The organism is Tautonia rosea (assembly GCF_012958305.1).
Lineage (GTDB): Bacteria > Planctomycetota > Planctomycetia > Isosphaerales > Isosphaeraceae > Tautonia > Tautonia rosea.
This window is the reverse complement of sequence record NZ_JABBYO010000001.1, coordinates 276311-292382: the sequence shown is the minus strand read 5'-3', so window position 1 is coordinate 292382 and position 16072 is coordinate 276311. Positions and strand designations below refer to the sequence as shown.

Here is a 16072-nt window from a genome sequence, read left to right as displayed (position 1 = left end):
CCTCCTCGGCATCACGAGACCGGCTCGCCAGGCTTCGGGACCGTCGCATAACGACCGAGCAGGACGACGACATGATCGGGGGCCACGGCAACGGTCAAGGGCTGGCCTTCGCGGAGGTCGGGGGCCTGCGGATGAAGCGCCGAGGCCATAAGCGGCCAGTCGCCGGGGCCTCGCAGGTCGACTGAGCGCAATGCCCCTTGAAACACCTGCCGCTCGACCGTGACCTGAAACCGATTGGCATCGACCGGCAGGTTTGGACCCAGGCGGATCGACTCGGGACGGATGGCCACCGTGACCGGCGTGCCGACCGGAGGCTCGGCGCGGGTCGCCAGGCGGCCGACGAGGCGGCCGATCGTGGTCCGAACGAACAGCTCTCCCGACATCGACGCCCCGGCCACCTGCCCCTGGAACAGGTTCACCGGCCCGAGCAACTGAGCCACGAACGCATCGGCCGGGGTGCCGTAAACCTCCTCGGATGAGCCGACCTGGACGATCCGACCCAGGTCCATGACCGCCAGGCGATCGGAGAAGGCCAGGGCGTCGTCTCGATGCTGGGTCAGGACCACGACGGTTCGATCCCAACTGGTCCGAAGCCGTCGCAGCTCATCGCGAAAGGCCGGGCGATTGCGGGGGTCGAGTGGCCCGGTCGGCTCGTCGAGAATGAGGATGCGGGGGTCGTCAACAATCGCTCGGGCCAACTCGGCCCTCCGGCGTTGCAGGTCATCCAGGGCCGAGGGAAGCCGATCGGCCAGGGTTTCGAGTCCAATCGTCGTGAGGGCCTCCTCGACCTTCCGGAGTCGATCTTTCCGAGCAATCCCTCGCGCCCGAAGCCCGTAACCGACGTTCTCGGCGATCGTCAGATGAGGCCAGAGGGCCTCCGACGGCCCGAGGTAGCCGAAGCCGCGCTCGTGGGGTCGGGTCGTCTGAATCAGGCGATCATCGACGAAGATCTCGCCACGATCGGGACGGTCGAGCCCCACGATCACCCGGGCGAGGCTCGATTTGCCCGAGCCAGGGGGACCGAGGACCGCAAGCCATTGCCCGGACTTGACCTCCAGACTCACCTCGTCGACCACGGCGATCCGGTCATACCGTTTCGAGAGCCCTTCGCAGAGGAGGCGGCTCATCGGGCAGTCTCCTCGGCCCCAACGTCCAGTTCCCGGGCGATCTGAGCGTATCGCTGACGAGCCCAGGCCGTCCACTCGGCTCGAAGCCAGGGCAAGACGCGAGTTGATCGGAGCAATCGGCCCTCATTGGCCGTCGCCAGAGCGTCCAGCAGGGCGCCATCGACGGGGCGAGGGGGCGCCTGCCAGGAGTCGAGCAGCCAGGCCCTCGACTCGGGGTCGTCCACCAGGGCGGCGGCCAGCGTTTCGATCATGGAGCGTCGCGTCGGGTCGTTCGCCAGCCTTCGGATCGAGTCGGGAGGCCAGAGCGGCGGCTCGACGAGCAGGGAACGCCCATCGTCGGCATCGGGCCATTGCCTGAGGATCTCCCGGGCTCGATGCAGTTCCGTCTCCGCATCGACGAGAGTGGCCCCGATCAGCTCGGCAGAGAGCGTCCGAACGGAAGGAGTCACGGGCGAGCCTCTGCCCAATGCAAGCGGCTCGTGGTTCCATTGCTTGCGGAGTCGGTCACGAAACGCGCGGGCTTCGGGATGCACTGGGGTGGCGATCGACGCGACGCTGAATCCTTCAGACTCCCGAACTGGTGCAGGATCTTCGGCCGAGTGGACACTCGACAAGCCAGACTCGATGAGGGAGGCGTAACCCGTTCGTCCCGCTCCCCGAGCCAGTCGGGAGGCAACCTGGCGACGGGCAACTGGGTCAATCCGAGGATCGCCAGGGAGGATCGCCGTGGCCGAAGTATCCGGGGAAGTGAATCGGAACCGTTCCGAACCTTCGGTTCCGACGCAGCGGAATGTCCCGGCTTCGGACCGGTCGAGACGTCCGCGATCGTTGAGTTCCGCAAGGGTAGCGGTCGGCCAGCCGAGGAGCAGATGGACCGTGTGGTCTGCCTCAATCAGGCGGGCAGGATCGTCCCACGGATCGAGACGAACCCAGCGGATCACGGGAATTGGATCGCCGGAAGCTTGAGCAAGAAGGGCGGTGAACTGCCGGCAGGTTGTGCGGTCCCAGGGGGTCGCGATCACCACCTGGGACCGATCGTCCGAACATCCCGAGAGGCTCAGGATGACGGCCGGCAGCAGAATCATGATCGGGGTTGATGTTCCGGTTCGAGTCATGAGGGGGCGGTTCTGGGATCGGTTCCCCAAAGGACGCGATCGCCGGAGAATCGAGACGAGAGCGAATCAGTGGATCAACACGTTGATCGGTGTTCGAGCCGACCGTACAGCACCTCGCACATTACTGATGAAAAGCACAAGTGGGAGGCTGGGGCATGGCGATCCCAGCCATTCCTGGAACTGGAACCATGCGGTCTCTGGAACGACTGGGGTCAGGATGGCCCCAGCCGTTTTTCGGCCAGTTCGATCAATCGTCGTGCCCTTCTCGGGGTGCAGAGGCATCAAGGACGGCTTCGAGCGTCAAGGTTTCGTCGCCTCGGCGAACCTCGATGGCCACTCGGTCGCCGGGCTTCGCCTCGTTCAGCCCTTCCATGAAGTCATAGATGGTGCCGACGGGCTTGCCGGCGAACCCGATGATGATGTCGCCGCCGGTTAAACCGGCCTTCGCGGCGGCGCTGCCTTCCCGGACCCCGTTGAGGCGAAGCCCCTCGACGCTCTCATCATAATCGGGGATCGTGCCAAGCGAAGCCCCGTTGCCCGCGGCCATCCGCCGCGGCTCGGGTTCGGCTTCCTCGCTGACTGAGAACACGGGCCGCTCGGGACGCCGGGTGACATCAAGAAGCAGCAATTCGGCGTAGTCGGCGATCTGGGCCATCCCTTCGTAATTGACCTTCTCAGCCGTGTCGCTGGGGCGGTGATAGTCGCGGTGGGTTCCGGTGAACAGAAAGGCCACCGGGATGCCTCGCTCATAGAATGGTGCGTGGTCGCTGTTGCCGGCCACCTGGGCATTGGGACGGAGGTCGAGCCCGTGCGAGGAGCCGATCGCCGTGACCAGTTCCCGGAGGCCAGGGGTTGAATCAACGCCGAAGACCGTCAACTGGCGGTTTTCATTCAACCGGCCAACCATATCGAAGTTGAACATGAAGACCGTCTGGTCGAGCGGAATCAGCGGCTGATCCTCGACGTAGAACCGTGAACCGAGCAACCCACGCTCTTCCGCCGAGAAGGCCATGAAGACCACGCGACGGGGGAGCGGATCGGGGCGGGCGGCCAGGCGTCGAGCCATTTCCAGCATCATCGACGTTCCCGAGGCGTTGTCGTCGGCCCCGTTATGGATGTCGGAGGAGAAGGGAGCGAGTGATCCGGCCCCCCCTTTGCCGAGGTGGTCGTAGTGAGCGCCGATGACCACGGTCTCGTCGGCCAGCGGGCCGGCACCTTCGAGCACACCGATGACATTCTTGGCCACGATGGTCGGCTGTTCCACGTCAATCGAGGCGGTCAGGGCGACCTTGTCAAGCAATCGGCTGGCAGGTTTGGGAGTGGCTTCGGCCGTAATCTGAGCTTCGAGTTCCGAAAGGGGCGGAGCGCCAGCCGCCTTAAGCAGTTGATCGACAAAGGCACGTCGGGCCATGACGAAGGGGATGGTCGTGTAGCGCTCGGTTCCGGCAGAGGTAAAGAGAAGGAGTTCGTCCTCCTCGCCCTTCAAGCCTGCCTCGTCGTTGACCATGAGGACCGCCTTGGCCCCGTGGCGGAAGGCATTGATGGCCTTGTGGCGGAAGGTGGCAACGTCGACCGGGCGGGCACCATCGGGAGCGAATGGGCTACCGGGTTCGTCGTACTTCGGAGCGCGTCGGAGGAGGATGACGACCTTACCCTCGACATCGATCCCGGCGTAATCGTCATAGGAGAATTCGGCTCCGTCGGGCGTGGTGATGCCATACCCAACAAAGGCGATTGGGAGCGATTCGAAGGCGCCGGCGCCGCCGATACTCAGGGGCATGAAATCTCGCCTGAGGCGGCCGTCGATCGTCTCCCCCTCGTCGACAGTCGCGGCCAGCGACTGGGAGCGCCCGAGCCGGGCCGATCCGGTGATGGTGAACGGCTGATAGTAGTCGTCGAGGCCGGGGGCGGGGGTCAAGCCCACCTCTTTGAAGACCTGGGCGATATACTGGGCCGATCGCTCGATTCCGGCCGAACCGGGGGAGCGGCCCTCCTGGGCATCGTCGGCAAGGAAGGCGACATCAGCCTTGATGCGGGCCAACGAGGGGTAAAGTTCCTGAGATCGGGCCGATTCGACCATCCCAACCAACAGGACCCAGGGCACAACGATCGCCAGGGGCCGCGAGCACGCTCGAACCGAAGCAAGAAGGATTGGGGACATTGGCCGGTTCCATCAGGGCAAGCAAAACGGGGAATGCACCAGGTCATCCGGGGGATAAGGGATTGTCGGTCGATCGGCTTGCGAGCGTCAAGGGACCTGCCAACCCCAGGGCCTCCGGAAGCTGGGCAAGAGAAATCGTCGGGAACGTTTTTGCGGGTTCCCTCGTCCAACGAATCGAGTCATCACGGTCGGCTCGGATCGGCCTGTGTCGACCCTGCCGGTCAGGACGGCAAGTGGTCTCAAGCCGCTCGTGGTTGGTTTGACCGAGGCCGGAACGGCTCCTAAAATCTGGAAGTGATTGCTCTTTCGGATACTCCTCTCTTCTCGCGATCCGGTCCGATGATCCCGCGATCGCCGCCTTTCGACCCCATTCGACTATCCCAAGCACCAGCGGACAGCCTGGACCGGCCACCCCCGAGGATCCGGCCCGGCCGGCGGGAGATATTGATCCATGGCATCTGCCAACGAATCGCAGGGACTGAAAATCGCCGTTGCGATCTTCGTCTCACTGACGGTGATCCTGGCGGTGACGTCGTACTTCCTGTACTCAGAGTACAGCAAGGCGATCGAGCAAGGGAACACGGCTCGGAACGAGGCAACGCAGGCCAACACCAAGGCCAGCCAGGCAAATAACAATTTGATCTCGGTCCTCGATCGGGCCGGTTATCAGGTTCAGTCTGATACCGCAACCGTCCTGACCACGATCGACACGGACCAGCAAGCCTTGGTCTCCTCGCTCAGTGAGCAACTGACCGCAGCGAACGAGGCGATCTCCCAGGCGCAACGCGACGGCGCGACCGGCACCGAGGTCGCTCGCTACCGGGAAAATCTGACCGGGCTGATTCAAACCTTTACCGATGAATCAACCCTGACTCCGACACTAAAAGGTTCGCTCGAAACGCTCGCCGCGTTGACTGCCAATCAGTCTCGTCTGGCCACTGCCTTGGCGACGGACAATGTCAGGCTTCGTCGGCAACTGGAAAACGTCGACAACGTGAACCAGACCGAGTTGAACCGCCAGCAGCAAGCAGCTCAGGCCGCGCAACAGGATCTCCAGAACGAACATCAAAAATACGAAGGTCTCTTCGAAGATCAGCGTGATCAGTTGAGTCAGCTCCAGCGTCAGGTGGCGGAACTTCGGGTCCAGAATGACCGCTTGACGACCAATCTGGCCTCGCAGAAGGACGATTACGAAGATCGAATTTCTGACATCCTGGAACAGATGAAGTTCTGGCGTGATCAGACGGAAAAGACTGAAGTCGTTCTGGACAATGCGGACGGATATGTGACCTTCGTTGACTACTCGACCCGTCGGGTACGAACCAACCTGACGCGGAGCATGGGTGCCCGTCCTCAGATGATCCTGTCAGTATTCGATGCCGATGCCCCAGGCTTGCCAAGCGATAAGCCGAAGGCTCGGATCAAGCTGATCGAAGTCGGCGATCGAGACACGGTAGCAACGATCGAGGAACAGTTCGATAAGAATAATCCTTTGCGAACCGGCGACCAGCTTTACTCGGCGGCCTGGAGCCCCGACGGCCCGCAACGTTTCGCCCTGATCGGCAAGATCGACATGAATCGCGATGGCGTCGATGATCGCGAGGACCTGAAGCGATTGATCGAGGCCGCTGGCGGTGTGGTGGACTATGACCTGCCAACCCCTTCGGTTGGTCAAGAACAGGGTGAGCTGAACGCTCGGATCAGCTACTACATCATTGACGAACGGGATCCGATCCGAACGCCTTCGAACATGAGGTCGGTCCAGGAGATGAATCTCGACGACCTTGCCTTCGCGACCACTCGGACCGACGCGATCGAGCAGGCCCGCCGCCTGGGACTTCGCCCGTTGCCGATCGACCGGTTGCTCAGCTCACTCGGATACTCGTACGGCATGACGATTCCGGGAGTGGTCGAGGCGTCAGATCGCGCAGCCATTGAACGTTTGCTCAACCCCGAAGGAACGACCGTTCCCTTGCCGGGCACCGAGGAGTTTGAGCGACGCCGCCAGGAGGCTGAGGCCAACTCCCCCTTCTGACGAGATGTCCTACCGCTGCATTCACAACAGGCCTCGCCGATCTTTGCGATCGGCGAGGTCTGTGTGCTGTGTACTTTGGCCTGACGCGATCAGCAAATGCTCAGGAGCCGTCAGGTCCTGTTCCCTCACAAGGACCTTCCTCAGATCGATCCTCTTGAGTCAGATCAAAGAGGTAGAGCACCGCAGGAGGGGAATCTTCGACGCCCCCGAGTGCCTCGTAGAGCGATCGAGGAGGGTGATTCTCGACCTCGGTAGCCACCCAGGCCTCCGAGCAGCCCAGCTCGCGAGCCCGATCGAGGAGCGCGGAGACGAGCCGTCTGCCCACCCCTCGGCGCTGGTAGGGCGGGGCCACGCCAACTTCGTTGATGAACAGTTGACGCGGCTTGTCCGGGTGGACGTAGATCACGGCCGATGCCATGCCCACGATGACGCCCGAGTGCAGTGCCACGGACATCAGACTACGGGGATCATTGAGGAATTCCCGGACGAGATCGGCCTGGATTTCTGCATCAAAGACGTCGTCCGCGACCTTCTCGAAGAGGGGAGCATCAGATCGATTGAGCAGCCTTACCACGACGTCAGTCATGGCAGGCCGCGGTCGCGGGATCGGCGGATCGGGACCCGGTCGCCCGGCCAGGAGGTGTCGGTCCAGTGGCAGGAGGTCGTGATCGAACCCATCAACCAAATACAACGCGATCGGCCACGACCCCCTCGTTGAGGGTGGCCCGTTCAGGGCGGCCCTTGTGGAGGAAGACGAGGCGGTCGGGGTCGAGGCCCATCAGGTGGAGGATCGTGGCGTGCAGGTCGTGGACGTGGATGCGGTCCTCGATCGCGTGCAGGCCGAAGTCATCCGTCTGTCCGATGACGCGCCCACCCTGAAGACCGGCCCCAGCCATGAACATGGTGAAGCCGTAGGGGTTGTGGTCGCGGCCGTCCCCCTTCTCGGACATGGGGGTGCGGCCGAATTCGCCTCCCCAGACGATGAGGGTTTCGTCGAGCAACCCGCGGCGCTTAAGGTCCTTGATCAGGCCGGCGACGGGGTAATCCATCGACCGGCAATTCTCGGTGTGGTTCTTCTCGATGCCCGTGTGGGCGTCCCACTTGCTGCCGGCCCCGTGGTAGAGCTGGATGAAGCGGACACCCCGCTCGACCAGGCGGCGGGCGAGCAGGCAGTTCCGGCCGAAGGTGGCGGTTTCCTCGCGGTCGAGGCCGTAAAGACGCTTCGTTTCCTCGGACTCGGAGTCGATGTCGACCGCCTCGGGAGCCTCGGCCTGCATCCGGAAGGCAAGCTCGTAGGAGGCGATCCGGGCGTCGAGTTCCGACTGGTCTGGACGTTCGAGGGCGTGGTGGCGGTTAAACTGGTCGAGCAAGGCGAGCTTGCGGCGCTGGCGAGCGTCGTCGATGCCGTCGGGGGGAAGGAGGTCGGGGATCGGCTCGTTACCGGACGCGAGCTTGGTCCCCTGGTAGACGGCGGGCATGAAGCCGGCCCCCCAGTTGCGAGGCCCGCCCGCAACGGTGGCTCGTTCGTGGTCCTGGAGAACGACGTACGCGGGGAGGTTCTCGTTCTCGGTTCCGAGTCCGTAGGTCACCCAACTGCCGAGTGAGGGGCGGCCCCCTCGGATCGAGCCGGTGTTCATCTGGCAGACGCCGTTGACGTGATTCAGGCCGTCGGAGATGCAGGAGCGGACGACGACCAGATCATCGGCACACTCGCCGATGTGGGGCAGCCAGTCGGAGACCCACATGCCGCACTCGCCTCGACGCGACCACGTGCGGTGTGAGGCGAGCAGAGGAGATTCCATCTCTCCCATGGGGAGGATGACCCGCTTGATGCTCGACGGCAGGGACTGGCCGGCGAAGCGGTTGACCTCGGGCTTGGGGTCAAAGGTGTCGATCTGGCTCGGGCCGCCTTCCATGAAGAGGAAGATGACACTCTTGGCGCCGTCGGGCCGCTTCCAGGCGGAGGCATCGGGCAGGAGGGTCGGGCTGTCGACAAAGGCTGAGGCCGAGGGACCGCCGAGCAGATAGGACAGGCCCAACGCCCCGAATCCGGCCCCGCCGCGGAGGAGCATCTCGCGGCGGGACAAGGCGTTGATCCGGTGCGGGATCGGATTCGGCTGCGATTCAGAGTGGCGGGGCATGAGTCGTCCTCTCGGCTCGGCGGGGAGGAGTCGGGGGGATTCCGATCGGGACCGACTGGGGGCCGATCCGCCAGGAATCGGGGATGTCAATCGACGTAGAGGAACTCGTTGGCGTTGAGAAGTACGTGGCAGAAGTCGACCCAGGCGGCGCGGTCGGCCGGGGCCTCGGTCCCGTCGTCGCACGAGAGGTCGGCGGCGATCAGGTCGACGTCGGTCGAAGGCCCTCGAAGGAAGGCCAGCGCGGCGGCAAGTTCGTCCGAGTCGGGCGACCGGGCAAAGGCGAGGCGGAAGGCCCGTTGCACGCGATCGGCGTCGGTCAGGTCGGGGTTGTCAAGGAGGCGATTGGCGAAGGCCTCGGCCCGCTTCAAGGTCCAGCCGCCGTTGATCATCATGAGCGACTGGGTGGGGGCGGTGGTCACGTTCCGCTGGGCGGTGCTGAGGTAGCCGTCGGCGATGTCGAAGGCACCAAGAACGGGGTCCTTCACGTTGCGGATGAACTTGGTGTATACGGACCGGCGGGGCTCGTCGGCCGGGACGCTGGGGCCGCCAAGGTCAAGGTCCAGCTCGCCGCTGACGGCAAGCATGGCGTCTCGGATCGGTTCGGCCTCCAGGCGACGCGGGGGGATCCGCCAGAGCAAGGTGTTTTCGGAGTCCACGGCCTGGCACGATTCGAGGTCGTCGCGGTACGACGACTGACGGTAGGTGCTCGACGTCATCATCATGCGGTGCAAGGACTTGAGGCTCCACCCTTCGTCGATGAAGGTGGTGGCGAGCCAGTCGAGCAGCTCGGGATGGCTGGGTTTCTCTCCCAGGCGGCCGAAGTCGCTGCTGGTGGCGACGATCCCCTTGCCGAAGTGGTACTGCCAGAGGCGGTTGACCATGACCCGGGGGACGAGCGGATTGCCTGGGTCGGTCAGCCAATGCGCCAGGGCGGTGCGTCGGCCGGTCGAGTCGGGCCAGCCGGGGGGCGGGGCGATCTCGGCCGGCTCGGGGTCGAGGATCGAGAGGATGCCGGGGGCGATGTCCTCGCCCGAGCGGTCGCCGGGGATCGTGGTGGGAGGGGCGACCGGGCCGACGTCGGCGATGGCGTCCACATCGGCCGGGGCGGGGCGGATCGCGTCGAACGACTTCAGTTCGGCGACGAGTTCCTCCCAGCGGGCTTTCTCATCCTTGAGCTGGCTAGGGACCTTGTCGTACTCCATGATGACCTGGCGGAAGGCCAGGGTGGTGAGCTGCTGCTCTCGGGGGGAGAGGTTGCCGGTGTCGTCGCGGAGTAGAGCCTGCATGTGGGGCTGGAACTTCTCGATGGCGGACTGGGCGGCTCGCTCGCGGTGGCGAGCTTCCAGCTCGGCAATCTCGGCTCGGGTGGCGGCGGTGAGGGCTTCCCAGGCGGCTCGACGCTCGGCCTCGCCGGTGGCAGGAGCGTCGGGCAGGACGCTCAGGTTGTCCTCGGGGATGACGGCCGCGAAGTAGGAGCGGAGCCGGTAGTAATCCTTCTGGAGGATCGGGTCGTACTTGTGGTCGTGGCAGCGGGCGCACCCCATGCCGAGGCCGAGGAATGCGTCGGCGGTGACGTCGGTGATGTCATCAAGGATGCCGTCCCACTGGCCTTCCACGTCGCGCTGGTTCGACTCGTAGACCCAGAGGCGGAGGTAACCGGTCGCGACGCGGCCGACGGGGCTTTCCGGGTCGAGTTCGTCGCCGGCGATCTGCTCGCGGATGAACTGATCGTAGGGCAGGTCGCGGTTGAGGGCGTCGATGACGTAGTCGCGGTAGCGCCAGGCGAAGGGGCGGAAGGCGTCGGCCCGGTAGCCGTCGGACTCGGCGAAGCGGACGAGGTCGAGCCAGTGGCGTCCCCAGCGCTCGCCGTAGCGGGGGGAGTCGAGCAGGCGATCGACGAGGCGATCGAAGGCGTCGGGGGCGTCGTCAGCGAGGAAGGCGTCGACCTCCTCGGGGGTCGGCGGCAGGCCGTGCAGGTCGAAGGTGGCGCGACGGATCAGGGTGCGGCGGTCGGCCTCGGGAGCGGGAGAAAGGCCGGCGTCGTCGAGCCGATCGAAGACGAACCGGTCGATCGGGTTGCGGCTCCAGCCGGAGTCGGAGACAGTCGGAGGTTCGACCTCGGCGACCGGCTGGAGGGACCAGTAGGAGCGATCGGCGTCGGTGAAGGTCTCGGGCGTTTCCCGGATGGCGGCGGTTTGGTCTTCACCGGGCCAGGGGGCGCCCAGCTCGACCCAGCGGACGAGGGCCTCGACCTCCTCGGTGGGAAGCTGGCCGTCGGGGGGCATCTCGAAGCCTTCGTAGCGGACGGCCTCGACCAGGAGGCTCTCGACCAGATCGCCCGGAACGACTGCCGGGCCGGTCCGGCCGCCCCCGAGCAAATGGGCCAGGGAGTCGACCCGCAGGTCCCCTTTTTGCTTCTCCTCGCCGTGGCAGCGCTGGCAACGGTCGATCAAGATCGGCCGGACCCGGGACTCGAAAAGCTGGAGCCCTTCGCGGTCGGCGGCGTCATCCGCTCGGGCCGGGGTAGGAAGGGAGAGGAGGCCAATGCCCAGAACGATCAGGAAGGGGAACGACGGGAATCGGCAGGAGGGAGAGAGGAGGGCCCTGGTCATTGACGAACACCTCGCAGGGGTCGGGAGCGGTTCGTTGCCCTCTGGGGGGACGATCAAACAACCGTTGAGCGTATCAGATCGGTCTCTGGAATGCGATCGATTCTTCATCGACTTTTTTCGAAGTGCATCGCCAGTCGCGTCGAGGGCCGCTCGTCGTTCAGGGGAAACGGCCGGATGTACCGGATGGTGAGCCTCTGGGAGTGTTGAGGGTCGTGTCATGCTGGAGGTGCGCTGGTCGGAGCGCAAAGGTTTCTGAGCAATTGCTGTTCTCCGAAAAGGAGTTACGTCGATCAGACCCATTCGTTTTGGGAGATCGTGCCCAGATCGCCCCAAGGCGGAAAGCCGTGCGGGCGGGTCGTCCCGGCATGGCGGGCGACGCCCGAAATTGGCCGTGTTTGGTGAGTCTGACCGCCGCCGCGTGCTGCTTCCCGTCCCAATGGCTGGTCTCTGGGTGCCCCGAGTTCCGCGCCAGCGGATCCGAGGCCAGGGGGTGGCTGGCTCATGCGGCTCCGCCCGGGGTCCGCTGGCGCGGAACCCGGGGCACCCGGAGTTGTCGGGAGATCGAGGAAAGGATGCCCAACCATTGGGACGGGAAGCGGTATGAGGGTCTGCGTCGGTGCGCGTTCGGATGGGCGGCTCGAGGCGCCGTCGGTGCGCTGCGGGGTCGAGTCGTATCTCGTTTCCTGATTGACGGTTGAGGCCAATGGTTCGGTTCGTTTCGGCAATCGGGCGATGGGGATCGGTGTGGTTGGGTCGGGCGGAACGTCGTTGCAGGCGTTGCGATTTTGGGTGCGCGGACGGTGCGCCGTCGGGTGCGCTGACGGTGCGCCTGGGGGAATCGATGCTTCTCACAATGGGATTGAGGTTTACGGCAATTGCCTCAATTCGTTTCGTCGATTCGGTGTCCGGGATCGGGTTCGTTTCGCGCCGAGAGATCGTTGGAGAAACGACGCTCGGGCTTGAGTGTGTTTCATTCGGAAGCGTGCCTGAGATCGGATTCGATGCGCGCAAGGTTCTGCGGGCCGGGAACAGGAGCGAGCCCGGAGAAGGGAGCGAGCAAGGGCAGGGGACGGCAGCGAGCATGGCGACCGGTCGTTGGGTGGCTCACAACGGGGCAGAGCAGGTCCGGTCGGTCATCGAATCGGGAGGGTTCCTCGACAAGATCATCGAGAAATCGGGGGGCCGTAGTCACAAATTCCCCAGGTGGCCACCGATCAGGCGAGGGCTGGGTTAGGCAAGGGGTGAACCGATTGCACGAGCGCGGGCTCCCAAGGGCTGACGGGAGCCCCCGGCTGGCCAGCAACCAGAACGATCCAGGGAATATTGCCCGGGGAATATTGACGAGGAAAAAGATCCGGATATTATTCGGCAGCTTCGAGAAAAACCCGGATGTTCTTCGGCGAGGATCGGGACGATGGACGAGGAACGCACGTACACAGCGTTTGCTGGAGTCAGGCGGATTGCCACGGCGGATCGGAAAACGATGCTGCTTGAGACGAAGGCGTATCTGGACGGGGGCGATCCGGAGCCGGTCTTGATCTTCGAGGATCAGACCGGCAAGCAGGTCGATTTCGACTTCCGGGGGACACCGGAGGAGGTTCTGGAGCGGGCCGACGCCTCCGGGGCGAAGCGACAGGGGCCGGGGCGGCCGAAGCTCGGCGTGGTCGCGAGGGAGGTCACTCTGCTGCCGAGGCACTGGGAATGGCTCGAACGGCAGCCGAGCGGGGCCTCGGCCGCCCTGCGTCGGCTGGTGGACGAGGCGCGGAAACGGGAGCCACAAGCCGAGCGGGAGCGGAGGGCCCTGGAGGCGGCAGGCGCGTTCATGTGGTCGATGGCGGGGAACCTGCCGGGGTTCGAGGAGGCGTCTCGGGCGCTCTTTGCCAGGGATCGGGAGTGCTTCGACCAGCTCATCGACGACTGGCCGGCGGACATCCGCGACCACCTGCGGCGGCTGGTCGACGAGCCGTTTAGGATCGACCGCGAGGGAGCGGCCTCAGGGTGAATTCATCGGGAAACTCCGGCGAGAACCCGTAAATGCTGGCCGAGTCAGCCGGTTTGTTTTGGGTGTCGCAAAACCTCCGTCCGGGATTCTGAGATGGCCCCGGTGGTTCACCGACCGGGGCCATCCGGAATCGACGTCAGAGGGGATAGACATAGATTGTCTTTCCCGCCTCGCTTTTCCACTCACCGTCAGCCTGGAGCGTTTCCAGGACCGCGCGGACGCTTCCACGTTCGGCGCGGGGGGGCGGAACCTTCACAACCACGACGTCATTTAGATGCTCCCCGGAGCCCACTACAAATGGTTCGAGCGGGATGTCGGCGAGGAGCTTCCAGTCTCCACCACAGCAACCCGGCCTCACGACCGACTGGACGCGGAGCCGACAGATTTCCCCGCCCGGGTCATAGCCCACAGGCAACTTGATCTGATACTGGACGGCAACCTCAAGATTCCCGTTGCGATCGGACGGGAACGCCCGCCTGACGGATTCGACCACAACGCCGTTGCCGATCGCGACTTGCATTCCGCCAGCATTCGGATCATCCTCCATCGGCTCCATAGGCTTGTAAGTGCCTAAATCCTTCGGCGACGTGGCGGAACCGTTCCTCGAAGCCAGCAACCCTCCGCCGAGCGCCAGGACGAAGAGGACGCTGATTGCGAGTTTGATCTTCATCGATTGATCTCCGGAGACGGTGTACAGAACGCTCACCAAGATCCCGATGATCTCAGCAGGCATGATCCCGATCGAGGAATGTGCGGTCAAAAGACACGGCTCGTCTTGTTTTTCTGATCGATCCAAAATGGAGGCAATGGCCCCTGATCCGGGCAATTTCCTTCATAAATCGTCGCCGTGTATTTGAATAAACGCCCTCCGGGATTGGGGGGCATCTCAGTATCGAAATAAACATTATCGTTATCGATACCGGGCATGGCTTCGCATGGGACGCTCGCGGTTCTCCAGGCTACTGGGCCTTCCTCGGGATCATCGGGGTCGTCGGGCGCGTCATCGGGTACGACCCAGGTCTGCGAATCCTCGTCCCAGACCTCCAACACAGTGACAACGCAAAACGTACAGGCTCCCCCCGCGATGGGGGTGTGATTCGGACACTTGAAATCAATTCTCACACGAGCAAGATCTAAATTCACCCAAAAGCCAATGTCATCGATCGACGCGGCGGGCATGCAGTACGTCGGATCGGAGACTGCAGACTCAAGAGTCTGCTCAATTACCCCCCCCACAACGAGACGAAGACTACCGCGAGGAGAAAGGCCACACCGATGAGTTTCAACATTGATGTCTCCTCAAGAACGAGTAACCCTCTTGCGGATCGAGGATGATTCACCGCTGGCGATGACCACGGAAGCGCCACCCTCGGATCGTCACCTTTGCCGACTCCCTTCCCATTGTCAAGGGGAATTATGTCGCAGGTTTCATTTGGGTATACACAGTTCTTTTCACGGATGATCCGGACGACGATCGCGATCCTACGGGTCACGCGGCGAGGCACGAGGTCCGGGGCGCCCGAGAAGTCTCATTCACCTCGCCATGCTGCTCGGAGAGGTGTGGTCCTCACGACCTCTTCGTGATCCATTCAATAGAGGCGACAATCGAGGACTCGTTAGGTGTGTCGAGCCCGCAAGAACGGGCCTGACGTGAAGCCGGCATGGTGCGTCTTCGAGGACTCGACAGCACCCTACGAGCGGGTCCCGGCCGACCAGTATTCATCGAGGTGGCGGCGGGAGAGGTCGTGCAGGGCGTTCATGGCGGCGCGGATGGCGTCAAGGCTGGAGCCGACGAAGCGCTCGGCGACGGCGGAGGCGATCTCGAAGGCGACGACGGATTCGAGGATGACGCTGGCGGCGGGGACGGCGCAGACGTCGGAGCGTTCGTAGCTGGCGGGGGATTCCCCCTTGGTGGCCATGTTGACCGAGGGGCCGCGGGCGGCGAGGGTGCTGATGGGCTTCTTGGCGGCGCGGACGACGATCGGCTCGCCGTTGGTGGTGCCGCCTTCGATGCCGCCGGCGTTGTTGGTGGGGCGGCGGAAGCCGAAGCGGCGGTCGGAGGGGTCGTGCTCGGGCTCGAAGCGGATCGGGTCCATGACCTTCGAGCCGGGTCGGCGGGCGGCCTCGACGCCGAGGCCGATCTCGACGGCCTTGATGGCCTGGATGCTCATGACGGCCAGGGCGAGGCGGGCGTCGAGCTTGCGGTCCCACTGGGCGTGGGAGCCGAGGCCGATCGGGCAGCCGGTGACGACGGCCTCGACGACGCCGCCGAGGGTGTCGCCGGCCTCGCGGGCGGCGTCGATGGCGGCGACGATGCCGGGGTCGATCTCGGGGTTGCAGGAGTAGACGGGGCTGGCGTCGCGGAGGGCGGGGTCGAGGGAAACGGGGGGGGCGTCAATGCCGCCGAGTTCGCGGACGTAGCCGAAGACGTCGATCCCGAGGTCGCGGAGCAGGAGCTTGGCCAGGCCGCCGACGGCGACGCGCATGGCGGTTTCGCGGGCACTGGCCCGTTCGAGAACCTGACGGATGCCGGTCTGGTAGGCGATGGAACCGGCCAGGTCGATGTGGCCGCCTCGGGGGGCGGTGGGCTCCTTGAGGCGTTCGAGCTTCGCGTCGTTGTTGATCAGGCGGAGAGTAATCGGCCCGCCGGTGGTGACGCCGTGGTAGGTGCCGGAATCGACGATGACGCGGTCGGTTTCGAGGGTCTGCCGCTTGCCTCGGCCGTAGCCCCCCTGGCGGCGCTTGAGGTCGATGTTGATGAACTCAGCGTCAAGGGTGATGCCCGAGGGGAAGCCTTCGACGATGGCCGTCAGGGCCGGGCCGTGCGATTCACCGGCCGTCAGGTAGCGAAGCATGGAGGTGGCGGACCTTCTTGGGTC

Annotated in this window: 11 protein-coding genes; 2 read left to right on the top strand and 9 right to left on the bottom strand. The window is 64.4% G+C overall.

Annotated features, from left to right (window positions below; genetic code table 11):
- Positions 1-11 precede the first annotated feature (11 nt).
- The 3 genes from HG800_RS01155 to HG800_RS01145 all read right to left on the bottom strand — a co-directional run bounded on the left by HG800_RS01155 (position 12) and on the right by HG800_RS01145 (position 4403).
- On the bottom strand, positions 12-1127 hold the full coding sequence (locus HG800_RS01155; protein ID WP_169972811.1) for an ABC transporter ATP-binding protein: 1116 nt from the start codon (positions 1125-1127) through the stop codon (positions 12-14).
- A complete protein-coding gene (locus tag HG800_RS01150; RefSeq protein WP_169972809.1) occupies positions 1124-2212 on the bottom strand; it encodes a hypothetical protein in 1089 nt (362 codons plus the stop codon). Before HG800_RS01150 ends, HG800_RS01155 begins: the two co-directional genes overlap by 4 nt.
- Before the next feature lie 277 nt (positions 2213-2489).
- Positions 2490-4403 carry a M20/M25/M40 family metallo-hydrolase gene (locus HG800_RS01145; RefSeq protein ID WP_235963178.1) on the bottom strand — a complete coding sequence of 638 codons (1914 nt, stop codon included), beginning with the start codon at positions 4401-4403 and terminating at the stop codon, positions 2490-2492.
- Positions 4404-4854: 451 nt separating this feature from the next.
- On the opposite strand from HG800_RS01145, the gene HG800_RS01140 reads away from it, so the two are divergent.
- The gene (locus HG800_RS01140; RefSeq protein ID WP_169972807.1) at positions 4855-6438 is read left to right on the top strand and encodes a hypothetical protein; all 1584 of its coding nucleotides are present in this window, start codon (positions 4855-4857) and stop codon (positions 6436-6438) included.
- 100 nt (positions 6439-6538) lie between these two features.
- Here the strand turns inward: HG800_RS01140 and HG800_RS01135 are convergent, their stop codons facing one another.
- From HG800_RS01135 to HG800_RS01125, 3 genes are all read right to left on the bottom strand, one after another.
- Entirely contained in the window at positions 6539-7024 is a 486-nt protein-coding gene (locus tag HG800_RS01135; protein ID WP_169972805.1) for a GNAT family N-acetyltransferase, read from the bottom strand.
- Positions 7025-7115: 91 nt separating this feature from the next.
- Positions 7116-8579 (bottom strand): DUF1501 domain-containing protein, encoded by a 1464-nt coding sequence (locus tag HG800_RS01130; RefSeq protein ID WP_169972803.1) that lies wholly within the window; start codon positions 8577-8579, stop codon positions 7116-7118.
- Positions 8580-8665: 86 nt separating this feature from the next.
- Complete coding sequence (locus tag HG800_RS01125; protein ID WP_169972801.1) at positions 8666-11191, bottom strand: PSD1 and planctomycete cytochrome C domain-containing protein; 2526 nt, start codon at positions 11189-11191, stop codon at positions 8666-8668.
- Positions 11192-12605: 1414 nt separating this feature from the next.
- On the opposite strand from HG800_RS01125, the gene HG800_RS01120 reads away from it, so the two are divergent.
- On the top strand, positions 12606-13193 hold the full coding sequence (locus tag HG800_RS01120) for a DUF2239 family protein (protein WP_169972799.1): 588 nt from the start codon (positions 12606-12608) through the stop codon (positions 13191-13193).
- A gap of 136 nt (positions 13194-13329) precedes the next feature.
- On the opposite strand, the gene HG800_RS01115 is transcribed toward HG800_RS01120, so the two are convergent.
- The 3 genes from HG800_RS01115 to aroC all read right to left on the bottom strand — a co-directional run bounded on the left by HG800_RS01115 (position 13330) and on the right by aroC (position 16048).
- Complete coding sequence (locus HG800_RS01115) at positions 13330-13863, bottom strand: hypothetical protein (protein WP_169972797.1); 534 nt, start codon at positions 13861-13863, stop codon at positions 13330-13332.
- 86 nt (positions 13864-13949) lie between these two features.
- A complete protein-coding gene (locus tag HG800_RS01110) occupies positions 13950-14372 on the bottom strand; it encodes a hypothetical protein (RefSeq protein WP_169972795.1) in 423 nt (140 codons plus the stop codon).
- A 512-nt stretch (positions 14373-14884) separates the two neighbouring features.
- Entirely contained in the window at positions 14885-16048 is a 1164-nt protein-coding gene (gene aroC, locus HG800_RS01105) for a chorismate synthase (RefSeq protein ID WP_169972793.1), read from the bottom strand.
- Positions 16049-16072 lie beyond the last annotated feature (24 nt).

What these genes read in the sequence shown, in the direction of transcription:
- HG800_RS01155 (WP_169972811.1), bottom strand. Translation starts at nt 1,127, where the DNA reads ATGAGCCGCCTCCTCTGCGAAGGGCTCTCGAAACGGTATGACCGGATC.
- HG800_RS01150 (WP_169972809.1), bottom strand. Translation starts at nt 2,212, where the DNA reads ATGATTCTGCTGCCGGCCGTCATCCTGAGCCTCTCGGGATGTTCGGAC.
- HG800_RS01145 (WP_235963178.1), bottom strand. Translation starts at nt 4,403, where the DNA reads ATGTCCCCAATCCTTCTTGCTTCGGTTCGAGCGTGCTCGCGGCCCCTG.
- HG800_RS01140 (WP_169972807.1), top strand. Translation starts at nt 4,855, where the DNA reads ATGGCATCTGCCAACGAATCGCAGGGACTGAAAATCGCCGTTGCGATC.
- HG800_RS01135 (WP_169972805.1), bottom strand. Translation starts at nt 7,024, where the DNA reads ATGACTGACGTCGTGGTAAGGCTGCTCAATCGATCTGATGCTCCCCTC.
- HG800_RS01130 (WP_169972803.1), bottom strand. Translation starts at nt 8,579, where the DNA reads ATGCCCCGCCACTCTGAATCGCAGCCGAATCCGATCCCGCACCGGATC.
- HG800_RS01125 (WP_169972801.1), bottom strand. Translation starts at nt 11,191, where the DNA reads ATGACCAGGGCCCTCCTCTCTCCCTCCTGCCGATTCCCGTCGTTCCCC.
- HG800_RS01120 (WP_169972799.1), top strand. Translation starts at nt 12,606, where the DNA reads ATGGACGAGGAACGCACGTACACAGCGTTTGCTGGAGTCAGGCGGATT.
- HG800_RS01115 (WP_169972797.1), bottom strand. Translation starts at nt 13,863, where the DNA reads ATGAAGATCAAACTCGCAATCAGCGTCCTCTTCGTCCTGGCGCTCGGC.
- HG800_RS01110 (WP_169972795.1), bottom strand. Translation starts at nt 14,372, where the DNA reads ATGCCCGCCGCGTCGATCGATGACATTGGCTTTTGGGTGAATTTAGAT.
- aroC (WP_169972793.1), bottom strand. Translation starts at nt 16,048, where the DNA reads ATGCTTCGCTACCTGACGGCCGGTGAATCGCACGGCCCGGCCCTGACG.